A 15089-nucleotide genomic window follows, 5' to 3' on the forward strand; every position below is an offset into this window, starting at 1 on the left:
AGCGATCTTGTCGGCGATGATGCCCAGACGAAGGGCCTGGGTACTGGCTCTACTCACCAGTCAGGCCCCGGATGTCGCGCTCGACGGCGTGGACGGAACGACGGAGACCACGTTCGAGCTCTCCCTGGAAAGCGGACGTTGTCGTGCTCAAAGGGTGATTCGTGGCGGTTGCTTACGACGTGAGCACCCCAGCTTCGTACGTGCGCACAAACTGCGCCACCTTCAAGAGAACGCCTTTCACTGGGCGGGCTTCGGAGTAACATCCGCAGGTTCTGCACTCGGGGGAAGGGGGACGGATGCTGCGGCTGCGAGCCTGGCTGGAGTTATGGGCGGCGAGGGCCTTCGATTTCGTCGGAGGCATGGACAAGTCGGCGATCTACGAGCGGTGCGTGCTGGCAGCAGTTGACGCGCCCGAGACGAAGCGGCTACTCGGCAAGCGTGACGGCGTAGACCGTGACGCCGTCGTAGAGCGCATGATGACGACCCGGTACCACCGCTACACCACCCTCGGCTGCCCATCACCCCTGCTCGACAGAGCGATAGAGGACCTGACCGAGGCCCGGGACAAACACGAGCGAGCGGCTCGAGCAACGCCTTGGGACTGGCGAGTGGCCTGCTCGCTAGTCGCTGCCGGCTCTTTGGCCCTGTTGATGTTCAGTGGCCTACTCGCCTTGCTCATAGCGGTTGTGGTGGCGGCAGCCACCATGGTCACGCTGTTCATCTGGCGCGGATCCCGACTGTGGTCCAACCTGAGGCAGTGCCTGATAGCCGCAGGGCTCAAGGGCGCGTGGCTCGTTCAGCGCATAGAGGTAGGAGCGTGCGCCGCACGCTGGGGTGAAAAGCTGCAAGAGACAGGTACTGGTCCCGTGGTGGCCGATCTGGTACGCCACATGTTGGGCGACGACCCCGACTCCCTCTTCATCCCCGATGACTACGAATGGGGCTTGCGCGCGCCTCGAGCGCCCGGCTTCATCATCGAGAACGGGGCCCGGCGTCAACTTGAGCGTAAGCTCACACACCTTGAGGACGGCACCATCGCCGTCTGCGGCCCACGCGGTGCGGGTAAATCGACGCTGCTGGAGCAGTGCGTCAAGAAGGCCGGCTTCGGCGTGATCGTCCAAGCGCCGGCCACCTACGCTCCCCACGACTTCCTACTGTCGCTCTCAGTCCAGCTATGCGAGAAGTACATGCGGGCCCGCGGCTATGAGCCCATCGGCTTCGCGCGCCTGTCGCCCGCGCGCCGAGCCCTGCGGCGAATGAGGCTCCAGGTCAAACGGCTGAGCCAGTGGAGCTCCTTCGCGGTGCCCGCCACCGCCCTGGTGGTGCTGGGGCTTTCCTCCTCGGTGCGCTTCTTCTACAAGCAGTACGCCACGCCTGCATCGGACGCCGCGCACGCGTACACCAGCGCGATACGCGACGACGTCACGGCCATCTGGCAGGGCCACGCCGTTGTCGCGAGCATGGCCGTCACGATCGGCGGGATCGCCTGGTGGAAGTCACGACACGTAGCGTGGCTGCCCCGCATGCTGGGTCGCCTGTGGACGCGCGGCATCAGGCCTATCGGTCTGCTCCTGGCCTGGGCATCCGCAGCCACTCTGCTCCTCGACGCACAGATCCGCCAGCAGGCCCTGAAACTCCACGCCACTCAGCCCGAGGCCTTCTACCGCTCTGTCGGCTATGCAGGAGGGCTGCTGCTGGTGTGGTGGTTCTTGCGCTTCATTCGCGATATGGGAGTTGAGTTTCCTCTTGGAAGGCGGCACATCTTCCTGGAGAGGATCTTCCGCCCGATCAGCGCTGCCGCAGGGATATACCTGCTGTTCTTCCTCACCACGAACCCGCAGATACGGTCCCTTCTGGAGGACCCGGAAAACCCGCTGCGACTGGCGGGCATCATCGCCGGAGGCCTGGTGTCGAAGCTGGGAGACTGGCAGCCACGGTCTGAAGAACCCGAGTTGGTCACGCGATGCCAGAGCCACCTCTACCGTCTTCAGACGATCCAGCAGGCCACCCACGGCCTGACCGCCGGGAGTACTGCCCAGATCCTGAGCCTGGGCACAAACCACTCCGCGTCTGTGTCCACCGTCCCCCCGAACTACCCGGAACTGGTTGAAGAATTTCGCGAACTGCTCAGGTGCATCGCCATTGAGAGGACTGAAGCGGGCAAGACCGTTGTGATCGCCATCGACGAAGTGGACCGCTTGGGCGCGGACACCGACGCGCTGGCGTTCCTTCGGGAGATCAAAGCCATCTTGGGCGTACCTCTGGTCCACTACCTGATCTCGGTTGCTGAGGACGTGGGAGCCGCCTTCGTCCGCAGAGGACTTCCGCACCGGGATGCCACCGACAGCTCCCTCGACGACATCATCCATGTCCAGCCCAGCACCCTCAGCGACTCACGCGCCATCCTCGCCAAGCGCTCCCAGACACTGAAAGAACCCCACATCCTCCTTGCCCACGCGCTGTCAGGCGGCATCCTGCGCGACCTGCTCCGATACGGCCTACAACTCCGCGAGACACAGGAGAAGACCCAGTCCTACGAGCTCACAGACATCTCGCGGCAACTTATCCTGGAAGAACTCGCGGAGACCTTTGCTGGCTTCCGCACTCTACTGGGCAAACTGCAGTGGTCGCACGACACCAACGGCATCCTCGCTTCCTTCCGCACGCTCAGCAGCTACCTGCGTGACCCCTGTCCATGCGTAGAAGCAGATGTACTCCGCACGCTTGATCACTTCGCCTTCCACGCCTACGGCGCCCGCCCCGTTCCTGCGACCGCCGGCGACTCGTCACATCGACCACCAGACGACCCCGAGATCAGCAGCAGCGCACGCCAGATCATCGACGAAGCATCCACCTACGCTTACTTCTCACTCACCCTGCTCGACATCTTCAGCACCGAGGGACTCGAGCGCCGTACGCAACTGGCTGCCGGGCACGGCCAGGACGGCGATCCTGAACGGCTGGCCGATGCACGACAGGAACTCGGGATATCGCCCTACAGCGCCCGTCCTCTGATCGACAGCATTCGCAAGGCATGGTCCCTGCCTCTCGGGCCGGCCCCTAATAGCCGTATTGCAGCATCAGCTGGAAGGTGTTCCCGCCACAGGAGCCGCCCGAACATCCCGTGACGTCAACTCGGCCGACCGTCGGTGCTCAGCATTTACATGGCCCGGCGGTGGCCGGAGAGTGGACATCATCCTGCCGAAGAGTGTCCGGCGCATGGGATCGGCGGTGAATTCCGTGAACCCTCCCGCCCGCTGTCTCACGAAGATGCCTCTCTGGCCGTCCGGCCGGCCGTGCGCGGCGCCCGGCTGCGGCTCGGGGTGCGGCGGTCGGTGCGCGGCGCGAGGATCGAGGTGCGGTGGCGGCCGGGCCCGGGCAAATGATCTGCCCCGGCGGGGCCTGTCTCCGCCTCTGATCTCAGGGGGGTCTGGAAGTGCGTACGTATGGCGCGGCCGCTGTGGTCGGGAGCGATCAGCTTCGGACTGGTCACCATCCCCACCAAGATCATCAGCGCGACGGAGGATCACTTGATCCACTTCCGTCGGGTGCACCTGGAGGACACGGGCCGTGTCCGTACGCGCAAAATCTGCGAGCTCGACGAGAAGGAGCTGTCGCAGGAGGAGATCGGAAAGGGCTACGAGGTCTCCGTAAGGACGAGGTCGTGCCGGTGACCGACCGGGAGCTGGAGGAGATGCCCCTGCCCACGGCGAAGGCGATCGAGATCGTCGCATTCGTCGACGCCGACAGCATCGACCCCGTACGAATCGGGGAAAGCTACTACCTCGGCGCCGACGGCCAGGTCGCCGCCAAGCCCTACACCCTGCTGCGCCAGGCCCTGCAACGCTCCGACAAGGTCGCGATCGCGAAATTCGCGTGGCACGGGCGTGAGCGGCTGGGCCTGCTCCAGGTGCGGGAGAAGGCGATCGTGCTGCACGCGATGCACTGGCCGGACGAGGTCCGCAGCCCCGGCTCCCTGGCCCCCAGGCCGGTGGAGCTGGAGGAGGCGGAGATCGAGCAGGCCGTCCAGCTCGGCGAGTCCATGACCACCGACGACATCAGCCAGTTCTGGGACCGCTACCGCGACGCCCTGGAGGAGCTGATCGAGGCGAAGTCCGAGGGCCAGGAGCGGCCCGAGCCGGCCGAGACCAGCGGTGCGGGGGAGGGCGGGCAAGTCATGGACCTGATGGCCGCCCTGAACGCGTCCGTCGCAGCGGCGCGCGAAGGCCGCGGCGACAGCGGCGAGGACGCCACCGTCCACGAGATCCGCCCCCGCAAGAAGAGCCCCGCGAAGAATCCGGCCGCCAAGAAGGCCACGACGAAGAAGACGACAACCTCGAAGTCGGCGAAGAAGCGCTCCGCATCCTGATCCGGAACCCAGGGGGCCGCGCTGAACGGTCTGCGGGCGGGGAAGACTTCGGGTACTGCCGGTGGATGGGGAGGGGGCGGTCGCTGTGGCCGCGGCCAGTAGCACAGACTCTGCGCTCAAACGGGCCCGGCTCGCGCTGAACATGACGCTGGAGGAGGCGGCCGACGCGCTGAACGCGATCACGGGCGGGGCGACGGATGCGAGTCTGATGAGCGCGTGGGAGTCCGGCCGACGCCGTACGGGCAAACGGAACCGCGCGGGCTTGTGCCAGCTGTACCGCGAGCGGCCGGAGGTGCTGTTCGCCCACCAGGACGGCGCGGCCACCAGCGTGCTGGAAACCTCAGGCACCGCCGTGGTGGTCAAGGTGCTGACCCGCTGGACCGACCTGGTCGAGGCGATGGTCGACGTCGTCGCCGCAGCGCGCGAGCAGCTGGTCGTCACCGGATCCCGCTCGCGGGAGAAGGCGTACCTCGCGGCGATCGAGACGGCCGTGGCCCAGCAGCCGGACCTGGTCCACTACCGCGTGCTGTACGGACCCCCACGGCACCGGGAGCTCGCCGACCACCTGCTGCGGCTGCTGGAGCTGCGCGATCCGTCCACGCGCCGCAACGGCATCAAGACGCTCCACATCGGGATGGTGGAGCCCACCGAGGCGCTGGAACGCTTCTTCGTCGCCTCCGAGAGCGCCGCGGTGGTGCCGCTGCCGTCGTTCCACGGGGCCGAGGGCTTCGACTGCGGCGTCCTACTCGGTCGTGAGGCTGCGGTGGGTCTGGTCCACCATGGGCGCGAGGCGTGCGCCTCGGCACGGCCGGTGGAGACGACCGAAGCCGTCCGCGCGCTGCCGGTACGGCATAACTAGGGGGCGAGGGAGAAGCGTGATCGAGGACCTGTCACAGGCGGCCCGGGCTCGTACGGCGTCCGTGGTCGAGCTGGCGAGCGAGCTGATCCGCCGTCCGAGCCGGGCGGGGATCGACGACTACGGTCCCGTCCTTGACGTTTTGGAGGACTGGCTCGCCGCCCGTGATCTGCCGCACCGGCGCCTGCACGACGACGCGGGCGCGCTGGTGGGGCTGCTCGTGGAGATCCCCGGCGGGTGCCCGGGCGCGTGGTGGACGCTGGACGCGTGCGTGGACACCGCCCCATACGGCGACGAGACCGGCTGGTCGTTCCCGCCGGACTGCGGTGACGTCGTGGACGGCTGGCTGCGCGGCCGGGGCGCAGCGGACTCCAAGCTCGCCGCCGCGATGTTCTGCCACATCGCCGCCGACCTCGCCCCCCGCGCCGCCGAGCTGGCTGGCGGGCTCGCGGTGCTCCTGGACGTGGATGAGCACACCGGCGGCTTCGGCGGCGCCCGCGCCTACCTCACCGACCAACGCGCGGACCGCCCTGCCGGAGTGATGATCGGCTACCCGGGCCTGGACGAGGTCGTGGTCGGCGGCCGCGGCCTGTGGCGGGCCACGATCACTGTGCACGCCCCCTCCGGGCACTCCGGCTCCAGCAAGACCGTCGTCGGCGCCATCTCCCGGGCTGCCCACCTTGTACGGCTCCTGGACACCGCCGACCTGCCCGGCGTGGACGACGGCTCGGGGTTTCCGCTGGCGCCGAAGCTGTCGGTCACCGCCTTCCACGGCGGACAGGGCTTCTCCGTCACCCCCGACCGGGTCGACATCAACGTGGACGTCCGCACCACCCCCGGCTTCGACGCACACGACGCCGAAACCCTCGTGCGCAAGGCCGTCGCCGAACTCGACGCGGAGCTGCCTGGCCCGGCGCCCACCGAGGTCACCTCGATCGCCGCGTGGCCGCCGTTCCGCCTCACCGAGGACGAACAGCCCGCCGCCGCGCTCCTCGGCGCCGCCGCCGCGGCCGGGCTCGCCGTGCGGGCGAAGACCGCGGGCCCGTCGAACATCGGCAACCTGCTCGCCGGGGAAGGCATCGCGGCCACGGCCGGCTTCGGGGTGCCGTACGAGGGGTTGCACGGCATCGACGAGCGCGCCCACCTCGCCGAACTCCCCACGGTGTACGCCGTCTACCAGCGAGCTGTTCTCGGGCTCCTCGGAGGCTGACGTCCCAAGCGCGTCCCAACTTCCTCCCAGATCCACTCCTAGCAACGGCCCAACTCCGTCTCTGGGAACAGATCTTCGATCGCGGTGACATAGAGGCAGCACCAACCGAAGCATCCACCGCCACAAGGGAGACCGGCCATGGCCGAGCAGACCATTGTCACCACCCAGCCCGCCGTCGAGAACACCGCCGCCGCGGCGCCGCACGCCAGCGGCTTCGCGCCGCAGATCAGCACCCACCCGGTGGCGATCCTCACCCTGGGCCGCCAGGTGTTCAACGATTCGGACAAGTCCAACTACTTCGAGGGCTGACCAGCCCGGACACCACCGAGCACCCCGGGGGCCGGCCGCACGACGGCCGGCCCCCGGTCGCGTCACAGGGCTGATCAAAGGGGAGGCGAACAGATGGAACGGGAGTGGATGACCGGCGGCACCGCCGCCGGTGACGGAATCGAGATCGAAGGGCTCGGCGGTGTACGCCGGGCCCGGGCTGCGCGGGTCCGCGTGGCCTGCGAGGGGTCGGTGGCGCTCGCGGTCGTGGGCGACAGCCCGGTCACCGAGCAGGAGCTCCGCGGCGTGCTTCCGGCCGTGCGGGCGGGCCGGTGGGCGGAGCTGACCCGCTGGCCGGGCTCGTACTGGGTGGCTGCGAGCGACGGGCGGCAGCACTTCGTGTGCGGCGACCTCGCCGGAATCCGGGCCGTCTACTACACGCCGCGTCAGGAGGAGGCGGCGTGGGCCAGCGAGCCCGGCCTGCTCGGGTGTCCGCTCATGCCGGACCTGCCCCTGCTGGCTGCCCGGCTCGCGGCGGGCGAGCAGCACTGGCCGCACCGCAGCCCGTACGAGCAGATCCGCATGGTGCCCGGCGGGTCTGGGCTGCTGCTCGTGCCCGGGGCGCCGCCGCAGCTTGTCGACATCGCGGACATCACGCCCGTGGACGAGCTGCGCGGCGGCGCCGAGCGCTTCGGCCACGTCCTCACCGACGCCGTCCAGCACCGCGTCCGCGCCACCGGCGGAGCGGTGGGGGCAGACCTTTCCGGTGGGCTGGACTCCTCCGCGGCCGTCGTGCTTGCCGCCGGTGTCGGGACTGTGCACGCGGTGACGTACACAGACGGCTACACCAGCGGCGAGGACATGGCGTTCGCCGCCCGTGTCGCCGGACACACCGGCGCCCGGCACACGGTCGCCACCGGCAGCGACGAGCAGCTTCCCTTCGGCTTCCCGCCCGGGCAGCCGACCGGGACGGAACCGGTGCTGGAGGCCGCGATGTACGCCACGGACACCGCCTACCTGCACCCCGTACGAGGGATGCCGCTGCACCTGACCGGGCACGGCGGGGACATCGTGCTCGACGCCTCCAGCTCCTGCTGGGTCCGCCTCCTCCAGGACGGACGACGGCGCGAGGCCCACCGCCAGGTCGTTGCGTTCGCCCGGCTGCGCAACACCGCCCCTGGCCCTTACTGGAAGTCCCTCAAGCAGGCCGCTGACCTCGGCCGGGCCGGGTCCCTCGTACGCGCCGCCGAGGCCCTGGAGCGCGGGCCCATCGTCCCGGAGCCGGCCGTGGGCGGCTGGTCGTGGTGCCGCCTCGGCGCGGCCGCATCCTGGCTCACGGCGGGCGGGAGGCACCAGGTGGCCGCGCTGCTGCGGCAGGCCGCCCGCGACCGGCAGCCGCAGTACGCCGATGAGTTCGACCAGTGGGCCGCGCTGCGGTCGGTCGGCGCCTCCGCCCGCGGCTGGACCCCGTACGCCGAGACGCTCGGCATCCGGCCGGTCTACCCGTACCTGGACAACGGGGTCGTCCGGACCGCGTTCGCTGTCCCGGCGCTCGCCCGGCGCGCGCTGGTGACGTACAAGCCGCTGCTGCGGGCCGCACTGCCACAGCTTCCGGACTGGCTGACCTCGCGCCGCTCGAAGGGATCGTTCACCGCCCAGCGCATCGCCGGACTCGCCCGCCACCAGGGCCTGCTGGACGAGCTGATCGCGGTAAGTCCGCTCGCGGCCGACGGGCTCATCGACCCCGCCGCCGTCCGTGCCGGGCTCGCGCAGGCGGCCCGGGGGCAGAGCGCCACGCTGATCGCCGACCTGCATCACCTGATCGTGACGTGCTGGTGGCTGAGCGGCCAGACGGCCGGCAGGGAGGTGGCGGCGTGCTGACCCCTGCCCTCCACGTCCACCACGCCACCGACCCGTACGGCACGGCGGTGCTCGACATCCGGCGCGGGACGTGGCTCATGCTCGATCCAGATGCCTCGATGATCTGGCGCGCCGTCACCGTCCGCGGCGGCACGGCCGGACTCGCCGACGAGATCGCCGTCCCCACTGGCCAGGACCCGCAGGCCGTCGGCGAGCAGATCGCCGCGTTCGTCGACGAGCTCCTGGCCGCCGGTGTGCTCGTCGACACCGCCCGCCCGGCCCGGCGAAAGAGGAGGTGGTGGCGGTGACGGTCATGGCCCCCCACCACCCGGCCTACCGCCCCGGCGCGTGACCGCCTGGTCGCCGCCGTCGCGCTCGCCCTGTCCCTGGCGCTGAGCCGGTTGCCGCTGCGCTGGCAGATCGCCGCCGTACGTACCCTGCGCGGCCTGCCGTACGCGCACCTGGCCCGCCTCGAAGCGCTCTACACGGCGGTGCTTGCGGTGATTCCCTCCTGGTGGCCGGGCCGCATCGCCTGCATGGAGATCAGCCTCGCCACCGTCCTGGCGACCGCGCTGACCGGCCGCCGGGCCCGCTGGGTGCTCGGCGCGCGGTTCCTTCCCGATGCCGCGCACGCGTGGGCCGAGGTCCCAGGCGGCGCGGTCGGCCGGGACCTCGGCGACGCCGTCGACCGGCCGTGGATGCCGGTTCTCGCCGTGCCGTAGACGGCCGCCAGGGCTGTCGTGGTGCGGGGCCGGCCAATGCCTCCCCGCCCCGGACCACGGCGTCACTCGAACGAGTGAATGTGGAGCGGTGAAGCTGACGGCGGGGGTGGGGCGACCTGGGCCGACGGGCGGGGGCGGAACAACCCCGTTGCCCGGCCTCCCCGTCCTGTTCCCTCATGGGGGGCGTGAGTTCTTCCCTTACCTCGCCGCCCGTTGCCGGCGCGGGCCAGCCGCCCGTGATGCGCCTGGCCTCCGACCGGCATTTCGAGGCGAGCGTCAGCCTGTCCACGGCCGCGATAGCGCGCCGGCTGCCCCGCACCCTTGCCGAGGCGGCCCGGCTCGGCTGGCACACCGACCACCGCGCCGTCCTGGCCCTGCTCGCCTGCCAGATCGGCTCCGCCGCGCTCACCGCGACCGCGCTCGCAGCCACCACCCGCGTGCTGGCCGCCGTGTTCACCGGCGGCGACATCGTCGCCTCTCTGCGCGAGAACCTGACCGCCGTGGTGGTCCTCGCCGTCGCCGCCTCCGGGCGCTACCTGCTCGACGCCGCCGCCCGCTCGGCCGCGGCCCGGCTCGCGCCCAAAGCCGTACGCGAAGCCGACCTCCAGGTCATCACCGCCGCCACCGCCGCCGAACTCGTCGCGTACGAGGACCCGGACTTCGAGGACGCCCACGCCGCCGCCTCCGACGGCGCGGAAAAGACCGGCGACCTCATCCTCGACGCCCAACTGCTGACCTCCGCCGCAGCCCAGATGGCCGCCGCGGCGACCGTCGTCACCGTCCTGCACCCCGTGATGCTCCCCCTGCTGATCCTCTCCGTCGTGCCCTGTGCGTGGGGCGCGGTACGCGGGGCGCGGATCGAGCACGCCGCCCACCACCGCAACCTCGCCGACTCCCGGCTGCGCAGCGTGTTCCGCTCTTACACCACCGAGCGGAACACGGCCGACGAGGTCCGGGCGGGCACCATGGCCGGGTTCCTGATCCAGCAGTACCGGATCGTCTCTGGCCGCCTGGAGGCCGAACAGCTCAAGGCGACCCGGCAGGCACTGGTGGTCCAAGGCATCGGTGACGCGCTCACCGCGGTGGGCACCGTCGTCACGTGGGCCGTGCTCGTGCTCCTGGTGGCGAGTGGCCGCATGGAGCTCGCGGTCGCGGGGACCGCCGCTTTGGCGGTGCGGACCTCGGGGGCGGCGCTTACCACGACGGTGCGGGCGGGGGCTCGGCTGTTCCGTACCTCGTTGTCCCTGGACGACTGGGCCCGTTTCCTGGCCGTGGCCAAGCCGTGGACGACCCGGCGCGGCACCGCGACCGTCGCCGAGGACGGGCCGCAGGTCATCACCGCCGAGGGCGTCTCCTTCACGTATCCCGGTGCCAACACGCCCGCGCTCGACGGCATCGACCTGGACCTCAAGCGCGGCGAGGTCATCGCCCTCGTGGGCGAGAACGGCGCCGGCAAAAGCACCCTCGCCCGCATCCTGACCGGCTTGTACCTCCCCACCAGCGGGTCGGTGCGGTGGGACGGGGTAGACCTGGCGGACGCCGACCCGGCCAAAGTGCTCGCCCAGGTCGCGCTCGTTCCGCAGGACTACACCCGCTGGCCGCTGGCCGCCCGCGAGAACATCACCCTCGGCCAGCCCCGCCCCGAAGGCGACACCGCCGTACACGCCGCCGCCGAGGCAGCTGGCGCCGACAGCGTCATCGCCGCCCTCCCACACGGGCTGGACACGTCGCTGGCCCGCTCCTGGTGGGGCGGACACGACCTGTCCGGCGGGCAGTGGCAACGCGTCGCGGTCGCCCGAGCCTTCCACCGCGACGCCCCCGTCCTCGTGATGGACGAGCCGACCGCCGCACTCGACGCCCGCGCCGAACACCGGATCTACACCCGCCTCAAGGCCCTCGCCGCAGGCCGGGCCACGGTCTTCATCACACATCAACTGGCCAACACCCGCCTCGCCGACCGGATCATCGTCCTCGACCAAGGCCGAATCTCGGAGACGGGCACGTACGACGAGCTGATCGACCAGGCCGGAAACTTCTTCGAGATGCTGAAACTGCAGGAAGACCGCTGTTGATCCGCCCCTTTGTAGAGTGCCAGGCACTCTCAGTCCGAACCAGGTCCGTCCGAGAGCTCATCCACCAGAGCCTCGGTGGCCACAGTCCCAGCGTTCAGTGGCTCATGTCTTCAAGCTGAGCTAGGTCTGCCCTGCACGGGAAGCCCACGGTGTCGCGTGCGGCTATACGCGGCAGCTGTCGGTGTGGGTGACCTCTCGGAAGTTGGCGATGATGGGGTTAGCCATCGACTCGCGGTAGACGACCGCGGCTCGACCGTAGGGCCAGGTGATGTCGTCGAGAAAGTCCTGCTGGGCCTCTGAGCAGCTGCCGAACATCAGACTACGGACGACGTCCGTCCAGGCGGCATCGTCCTGGTAGCTCTCCCTTTCGGGGTAGATGCCGGGGCCGAAGGTGATGAACATCGTCTGCGCCGATGGGTTGAACGTGACGGTCACCTGGCCGCCCATGTACTGCTGCCCTTGGAGAATGGGAGACGCGCCTTCGCGCAGACGCTGTGCGGCGGCCTTTTCCGCCTGTGTGGCCGGCACCCGGGCGGCCGCCCACTCATCAACGGTGGGCTGCGTGCTGTCACCGCGGGTGTACGCGGGGGAGGGGGCAGCGGAAGTACGCGGGCTCGGAGTAGAGGGGGGTGTCGGTACGGGGGAGGCGGTGCGTGCGGGGCTGGGTGCAGAGCTTGCGGAGTGCTGAGCGGCCGGTGTGAGCTCGACAGTTGGGGCTTTTTGACCGTCGGCCGATATGCCTGGTTCCCGCGCCGTGGTGGATGACTGCGTGGCGGCGAGGATACCGCCGAGGCTGCCTACGAGGGCAGCAGCGGCGACGACCGCCAGGTACAGGCCAGTGCGGCTGCTGCGCTTCGGGGGGCCCGGCCAGATCGGCTCGTCGGATGGCAGATCCCAGCTGCGACCGACCAGGTCGGCTATCAGCGTCGGCTGAGGCAGTCCAGCGGGACCGGCGACGGCCGTAGTCTGCTTGGCAAGCAACCCACTACACAATTGCGCGAGTTCAAGAGCTGCTGGTCGGCCGGACGGGTCCTTCGACAGAGCCCTCTCCACCAGCTGGCGCAGATCATCGCCCATCCCGTCGAGGTCGGGCTCGGCAGACAGGACACGAAAGGCAACAGCATCGGCAGCGCCGCTCCCGAAGGGCAGACGTCCTGTGGCCGCGTAGGCGACCAGGGCCCCCCACGCGAACACATCACCCTCCGGCCCGACCGCGCCGGTGCGGTAATGCTCCGGGCTAATCCAGCCCGGCGTTCCCGTCATCACCCCCGTGCGGGTGACGGAAGTCCCGTCCAAGGCGTGAGCGATCCCGAAGTCCAGCACCATCGGGCCCGAAGCCGCCAGGACGACATTCTGTGGCTTGACATCACGGTGCGTGACGCCGGCCTGGTGGACCGCGGCGAGTGCTGCTGCGGTACCAGCGGCCAAGGCGTACAGGCGGGCCCCGGCCAGAGCCCCGTCGGCGGCCACGTGCTGGTCGAGGGTGGGACCAGGTATGAAAGCAGTGGCAAGCCACGGAGCGGGTGCATCGGGATCGGCATCGACCACTGGAACCAGACAGGGGCCCGTAACCCGCCGGGACAGTTGAACCTCCCGGCGGAACCGAGCACGGAACTCGTCGTCGGAGGCCTGCGCCGGATGCACGACCTTGACGGCCATCCGCTCCCCGGCGGCGCTGAGCGCGGCATACACAATGCCCATGCCGCCTGATCCGAGCCGACCCACCACACGGTACGGGCCGACACGCTGCGGATCACCTTGTCGCATCGACTGAACACGGCTGGACACAGATGCTCCCCCTGGCGATCAACGGCACGCACACGCCGAAGTGGTGATCAATGCTATCGGCCAGCCTTGCCTTCGGCTGGCCCTTACCCGCGCCTCGCCGGCACGCGCCGACCGCAGCCACGCCCACTTCCTTGCCCGGTCCGCCCCAGACGTCCGTGCCGGCGACCGGGACGACGCAGCGAGGCACCGGTGAGCGCCACCTACCCTGGCCAACCGACCTCAGCGAGGTTCGGCGAAACCGGGCAGTTCCAGTGGCATGGGGGTCCAGTCGTTACGGGGTGTGGCGTCGTGGCGCAGGAGCCGGAAGCACTCGCCGCCTTCGGGCCGTACGGTGACGACGTGCCCTTCGGCGCGCCCGGCCTCCAGCGCGGCCAGCGCCTGCCGGCCGTCTTCCTCGTCGACGACGACGCGGGGGTGGTGAAAGCGTACGGGTCCCAGATCCAGTTGCCGCCCGGCGATCTTGATCGGGCACACGGGGTTCCAGCCCTGGAACGCGTGGGGCCTGCCGCTGAGCATGGCCCGCAGGATGGGGGAGTCCTCCCCGCTGAGGTGGAAGCGGATCCGGGGCAGGAACGGGGAGACCGCGCAGTGTTCCTGGATGAGCAGGCGTGCCATGCGCAGGGCGACCCGTTCCGTGGGCGTGACCTCGCCGGGAACGGGGAAATGCTGCTCGCAGTGGCGCTGGACCACATCCAGGTCCTCGACGTAGCTGCGCAGCTCGGCCACCTCCTGGCGGGCGGCCTCGCTGTTCGGCGACAGCTCACCCCCTCCGATGACCCCGGCGTCGGTCCGGACTTCGAAGGCTCCGCCGTTCATGATGCGCTGGCGCATCCCGATCAGACGCAGCGCGGCCGAGGGCTCCAGTTTCTCCACGGCGAAGGTGAACCGCAGCGACGCCGAGGCGCCGGAAGCCTCGGGGGTCATCAGCTCCATACTGCCGCCGGTCATGTTCACCGTGAGCGACCGGCCGACACTGCCGCGCCCCACGTGCGCCAGCGTGCCCGGGTACGAGGCGACGACCCGCCCGGCGTCAAGAAAGACCATCTCCACGGCCGTCTCAGCCAGCGGAACTGTGCCCGCCGGCTGCCACCGCACCTCGACGTCCCGATGTTCCCCGGACAGCCACTCCGGCCCGCTGACCGTCAGGCTCTCCACCGCCCCACGAGGAAGCACCACTTCATCCGGCAACCCGAACCCCAGACTGCGCCGCACGCTCTCGGCCAGATCGGGGGCGAGCGGCCCGTTGCCCGTCAGGGTGATCTCGACAGGGGAGACTTCATGCGCCCTCGGGTGCTTGGCCCGCAGCGTCTGCACCACCACGTCGCCCTGACGCGCGAAGTCCAACGTCCAGTCAGCATCCAGCCCGTCGACCTGCCGCCCCAGCGCCGCGACCCGCGCACTCACATCCCGCGCCCCGTCCATGAACACCGCGCGCTCCAGCTGGTAGACCTTCGCCGCCTCGAACAGAGGCTTCCGGGTGAAGGAAGCCTCCAGATCGGCGTGCGTCGCGAGCAGCCCATCCAGCATCGGCCGGTCCCACACCTCGATCCGGACCTTGTGCCCGGCCGCCAGCGAGGTGACGAACTCCCGCTCCGGCGTGGTCAGGGTGCAGGGCACCACCAAGATCCACTCCCAAGGCTGGTGCTCCATGGCCCGCGCGAACGACTGCCTGATCGACTTGCGTCGCCCCTTGTACGTCGAGGTCGGGAAACCATCCGGGTAGTACTTCAGCTGAAAGATACGAACCCTCGACCCGTGCGTGACCTTGATGTCGATACCGCCATCCCCGCCGCGCCCGTTCACCACCTCCACGCGTGCGGTCGCGTCGTAGGCGCGGTGCACCAGCGCTTCGATGATCCGGTCGAACTTCCGCTGACCGATCCGCTTCCACTTCACCGCCACAACCGGCCCCCTTCCCTCCCAGATGAGTCAGGCAAGCATCCCA

10 protein-coding genes and 1 pseudogene are annotated in these 15089 nt (G+C 69.9%); 9 read left to right on the plus strand and 2 right to left on the minus strand.

Annotated features, from left to right (window positions below; all coding sequences use genetic code 11):
- Window positions 1-296 precede the first annotated feature (296 nt).
- From ACFUJY_RS23090 to ACFUJY_RS23130, 9 genes and pseudogenes are all read left to right on the plus strand, one after another.
- A complete protein-coding gene (locus ACFUJY_RS23090) occupies window positions 297-3128 on the plus strand; it encodes a hypothetical protein (protein ID WP_383302609.1) in 2832 nt (943 codons plus the stop codon).
- A gap of 318 nt (window positions 3129-3446) precedes the next feature.
- A pseudogene (locus ACFUJY_RS23095) lies at window positions 3447-4369 on the plus strand (Ku protein).
- Between the two features lie 85 nt (window positions 4370-4454).
- Window positions 4455-5228: an XRE family transcriptional regulator gene (locus ACFUJY_RS23100; protein ID WP_383302611.1), complete on the plus strand. Its 774-nt coding sequence runs from the start codon at window positions 4455-4457 to the stop codon at window positions 5226-5228.
- A 16-nt stretch (window positions 5229-5244) separates the two neighbouring features.
- Window positions 5245-6435 carry a M20 family metallopeptidase gene (locus tag ACFUJY_RS23105; protein WP_383302613.1) on the plus strand — a complete coding sequence of 397 codons (1191 nt, stop codon included), beginning with the start codon at window positions 5245-5247 and terminating at the stop codon, window positions 6433-6435.
- Window positions 6436-6573: 138 nt separating this feature from the next.
- Window positions 6574-6744 (plus strand): hypothetical protein, encoded by a 171-nt coding sequence (locus ACFUJY_RS23110; RefSeq protein WP_383302615.1) that lies wholly within the window; start codon window positions 6574-6576, stop codon window positions 6742-6744.
- Between the two features lie 93 nt (window positions 6745-6837).
- A complete protein-coding gene (locus tag ACFUJY_RS23115; RefSeq protein WP_383302618.1) occupies window positions 6838-8583 on the plus strand; it encodes an asparagine synthase-related protein in 1746 nt (581 codons plus the stop codon).
- Window positions 8577-8870: a PqqD family protein gene (locus ACFUJY_RS23120; RefSeq protein WP_383302621.1), complete on the plus strand. Its 294-nt coding sequence runs from the start codon at window positions 8577-8579 to the stop codon at window positions 8868-8870. Before ACFUJY_RS23115 ends, ACFUJY_RS23120 begins: the two co-directional genes overlap by 7 nt.
- Before the next feature lie 48 nt (window positions 8871-8918).
- On the plus strand, window positions 8919-9284 hold the full coding sequence (locus tag ACFUJY_RS23125; protein ID WP_383302737.1) for a lasso peptide biosynthesis B2 protein: 366 nt from the start codon (window positions 8919-8921) through the stop codon (window positions 9282-9284).
- A 185-nt stretch (window positions 9285-9469) separates the two neighbouring features.
- A complete protein-coding gene (locus ACFUJY_RS23130) occupies window positions 9470-11356 on the plus strand; it encodes an ABC transporter ATP-binding protein (protein WP_383302624.1) in 1887 nt (628 codons plus the stop codon).
- A 162-nt stretch (window positions 11357-11518) separates the two neighbouring features.
- Here ACFUJY_RS23130 and ACFUJY_RS23135 read toward each other — a convergent pair whose 3' ends face one another.
- Together ACFUJY_RS23135 and ACFUJY_RS23140 are read right to left on the minus strand one after the other, a co-directional pair.
- Window positions 11519-13057: a serine/threonine protein kinase gene (locus ACFUJY_RS23135; protein ID WP_383302626.1), complete on the minus strand. Its 1539-nt coding sequence runs from the start codon at window positions 13055-13057 to the stop codon at window positions 11519-11521.
- Between the two features lie 306 nt (window positions 13058-13363).
- Entirely contained in the window at window positions 13364-14986 is a 1623-nt protein-coding gene (locus tag ACFUJY_RS23140) for a hypothetical protein (protein ID WP_383302629.1), read from the minus strand.
- Window positions 14987-15089: the final 103 nt, after the last annotated feature.

This window comes from Streptomyces sp. NPDC057249, assembly GCF_042669245.1.
Classification (GTDB): Bacteria; Actinomycetota; Actinomycetes; order Streptomycetales; family Streptomycetaceae; genus Streptomyces.

Bases quoted from the DNA above. Each gene is read 5' to 3' on its own strand.
- ACFUJY_RS23090 (WP_383302609.1), top strand. From the start codon at position 297: ATGCTGCGGCTGCGAGCCTGGCTGGAGTTATGGGCGGCGAGGGCCTTC.
- ACFUJY_RS23110 (WP_383302615.1), top strand. From the start codon at position 6,574: ATGGCCGAGCAGACCATTGTCACCACCCAGCCCGCCGTCGAGAACACC.
- ACFUJY_RS23115 (WP_383302618.1), top strand. From the start codon at position 6,838: ATGGAACGGGAGTGGATGACCGGCGGCACCGCCGCCGGTGACGGAATC.
- ACFUJY_RS23135 (WP_383302626.1), bottom strand. From the start codon at position 13,057: ATGGGCATTGTGTATGCCGCGCTCAGCGCCGCCGGGGAGCGGATGGCC.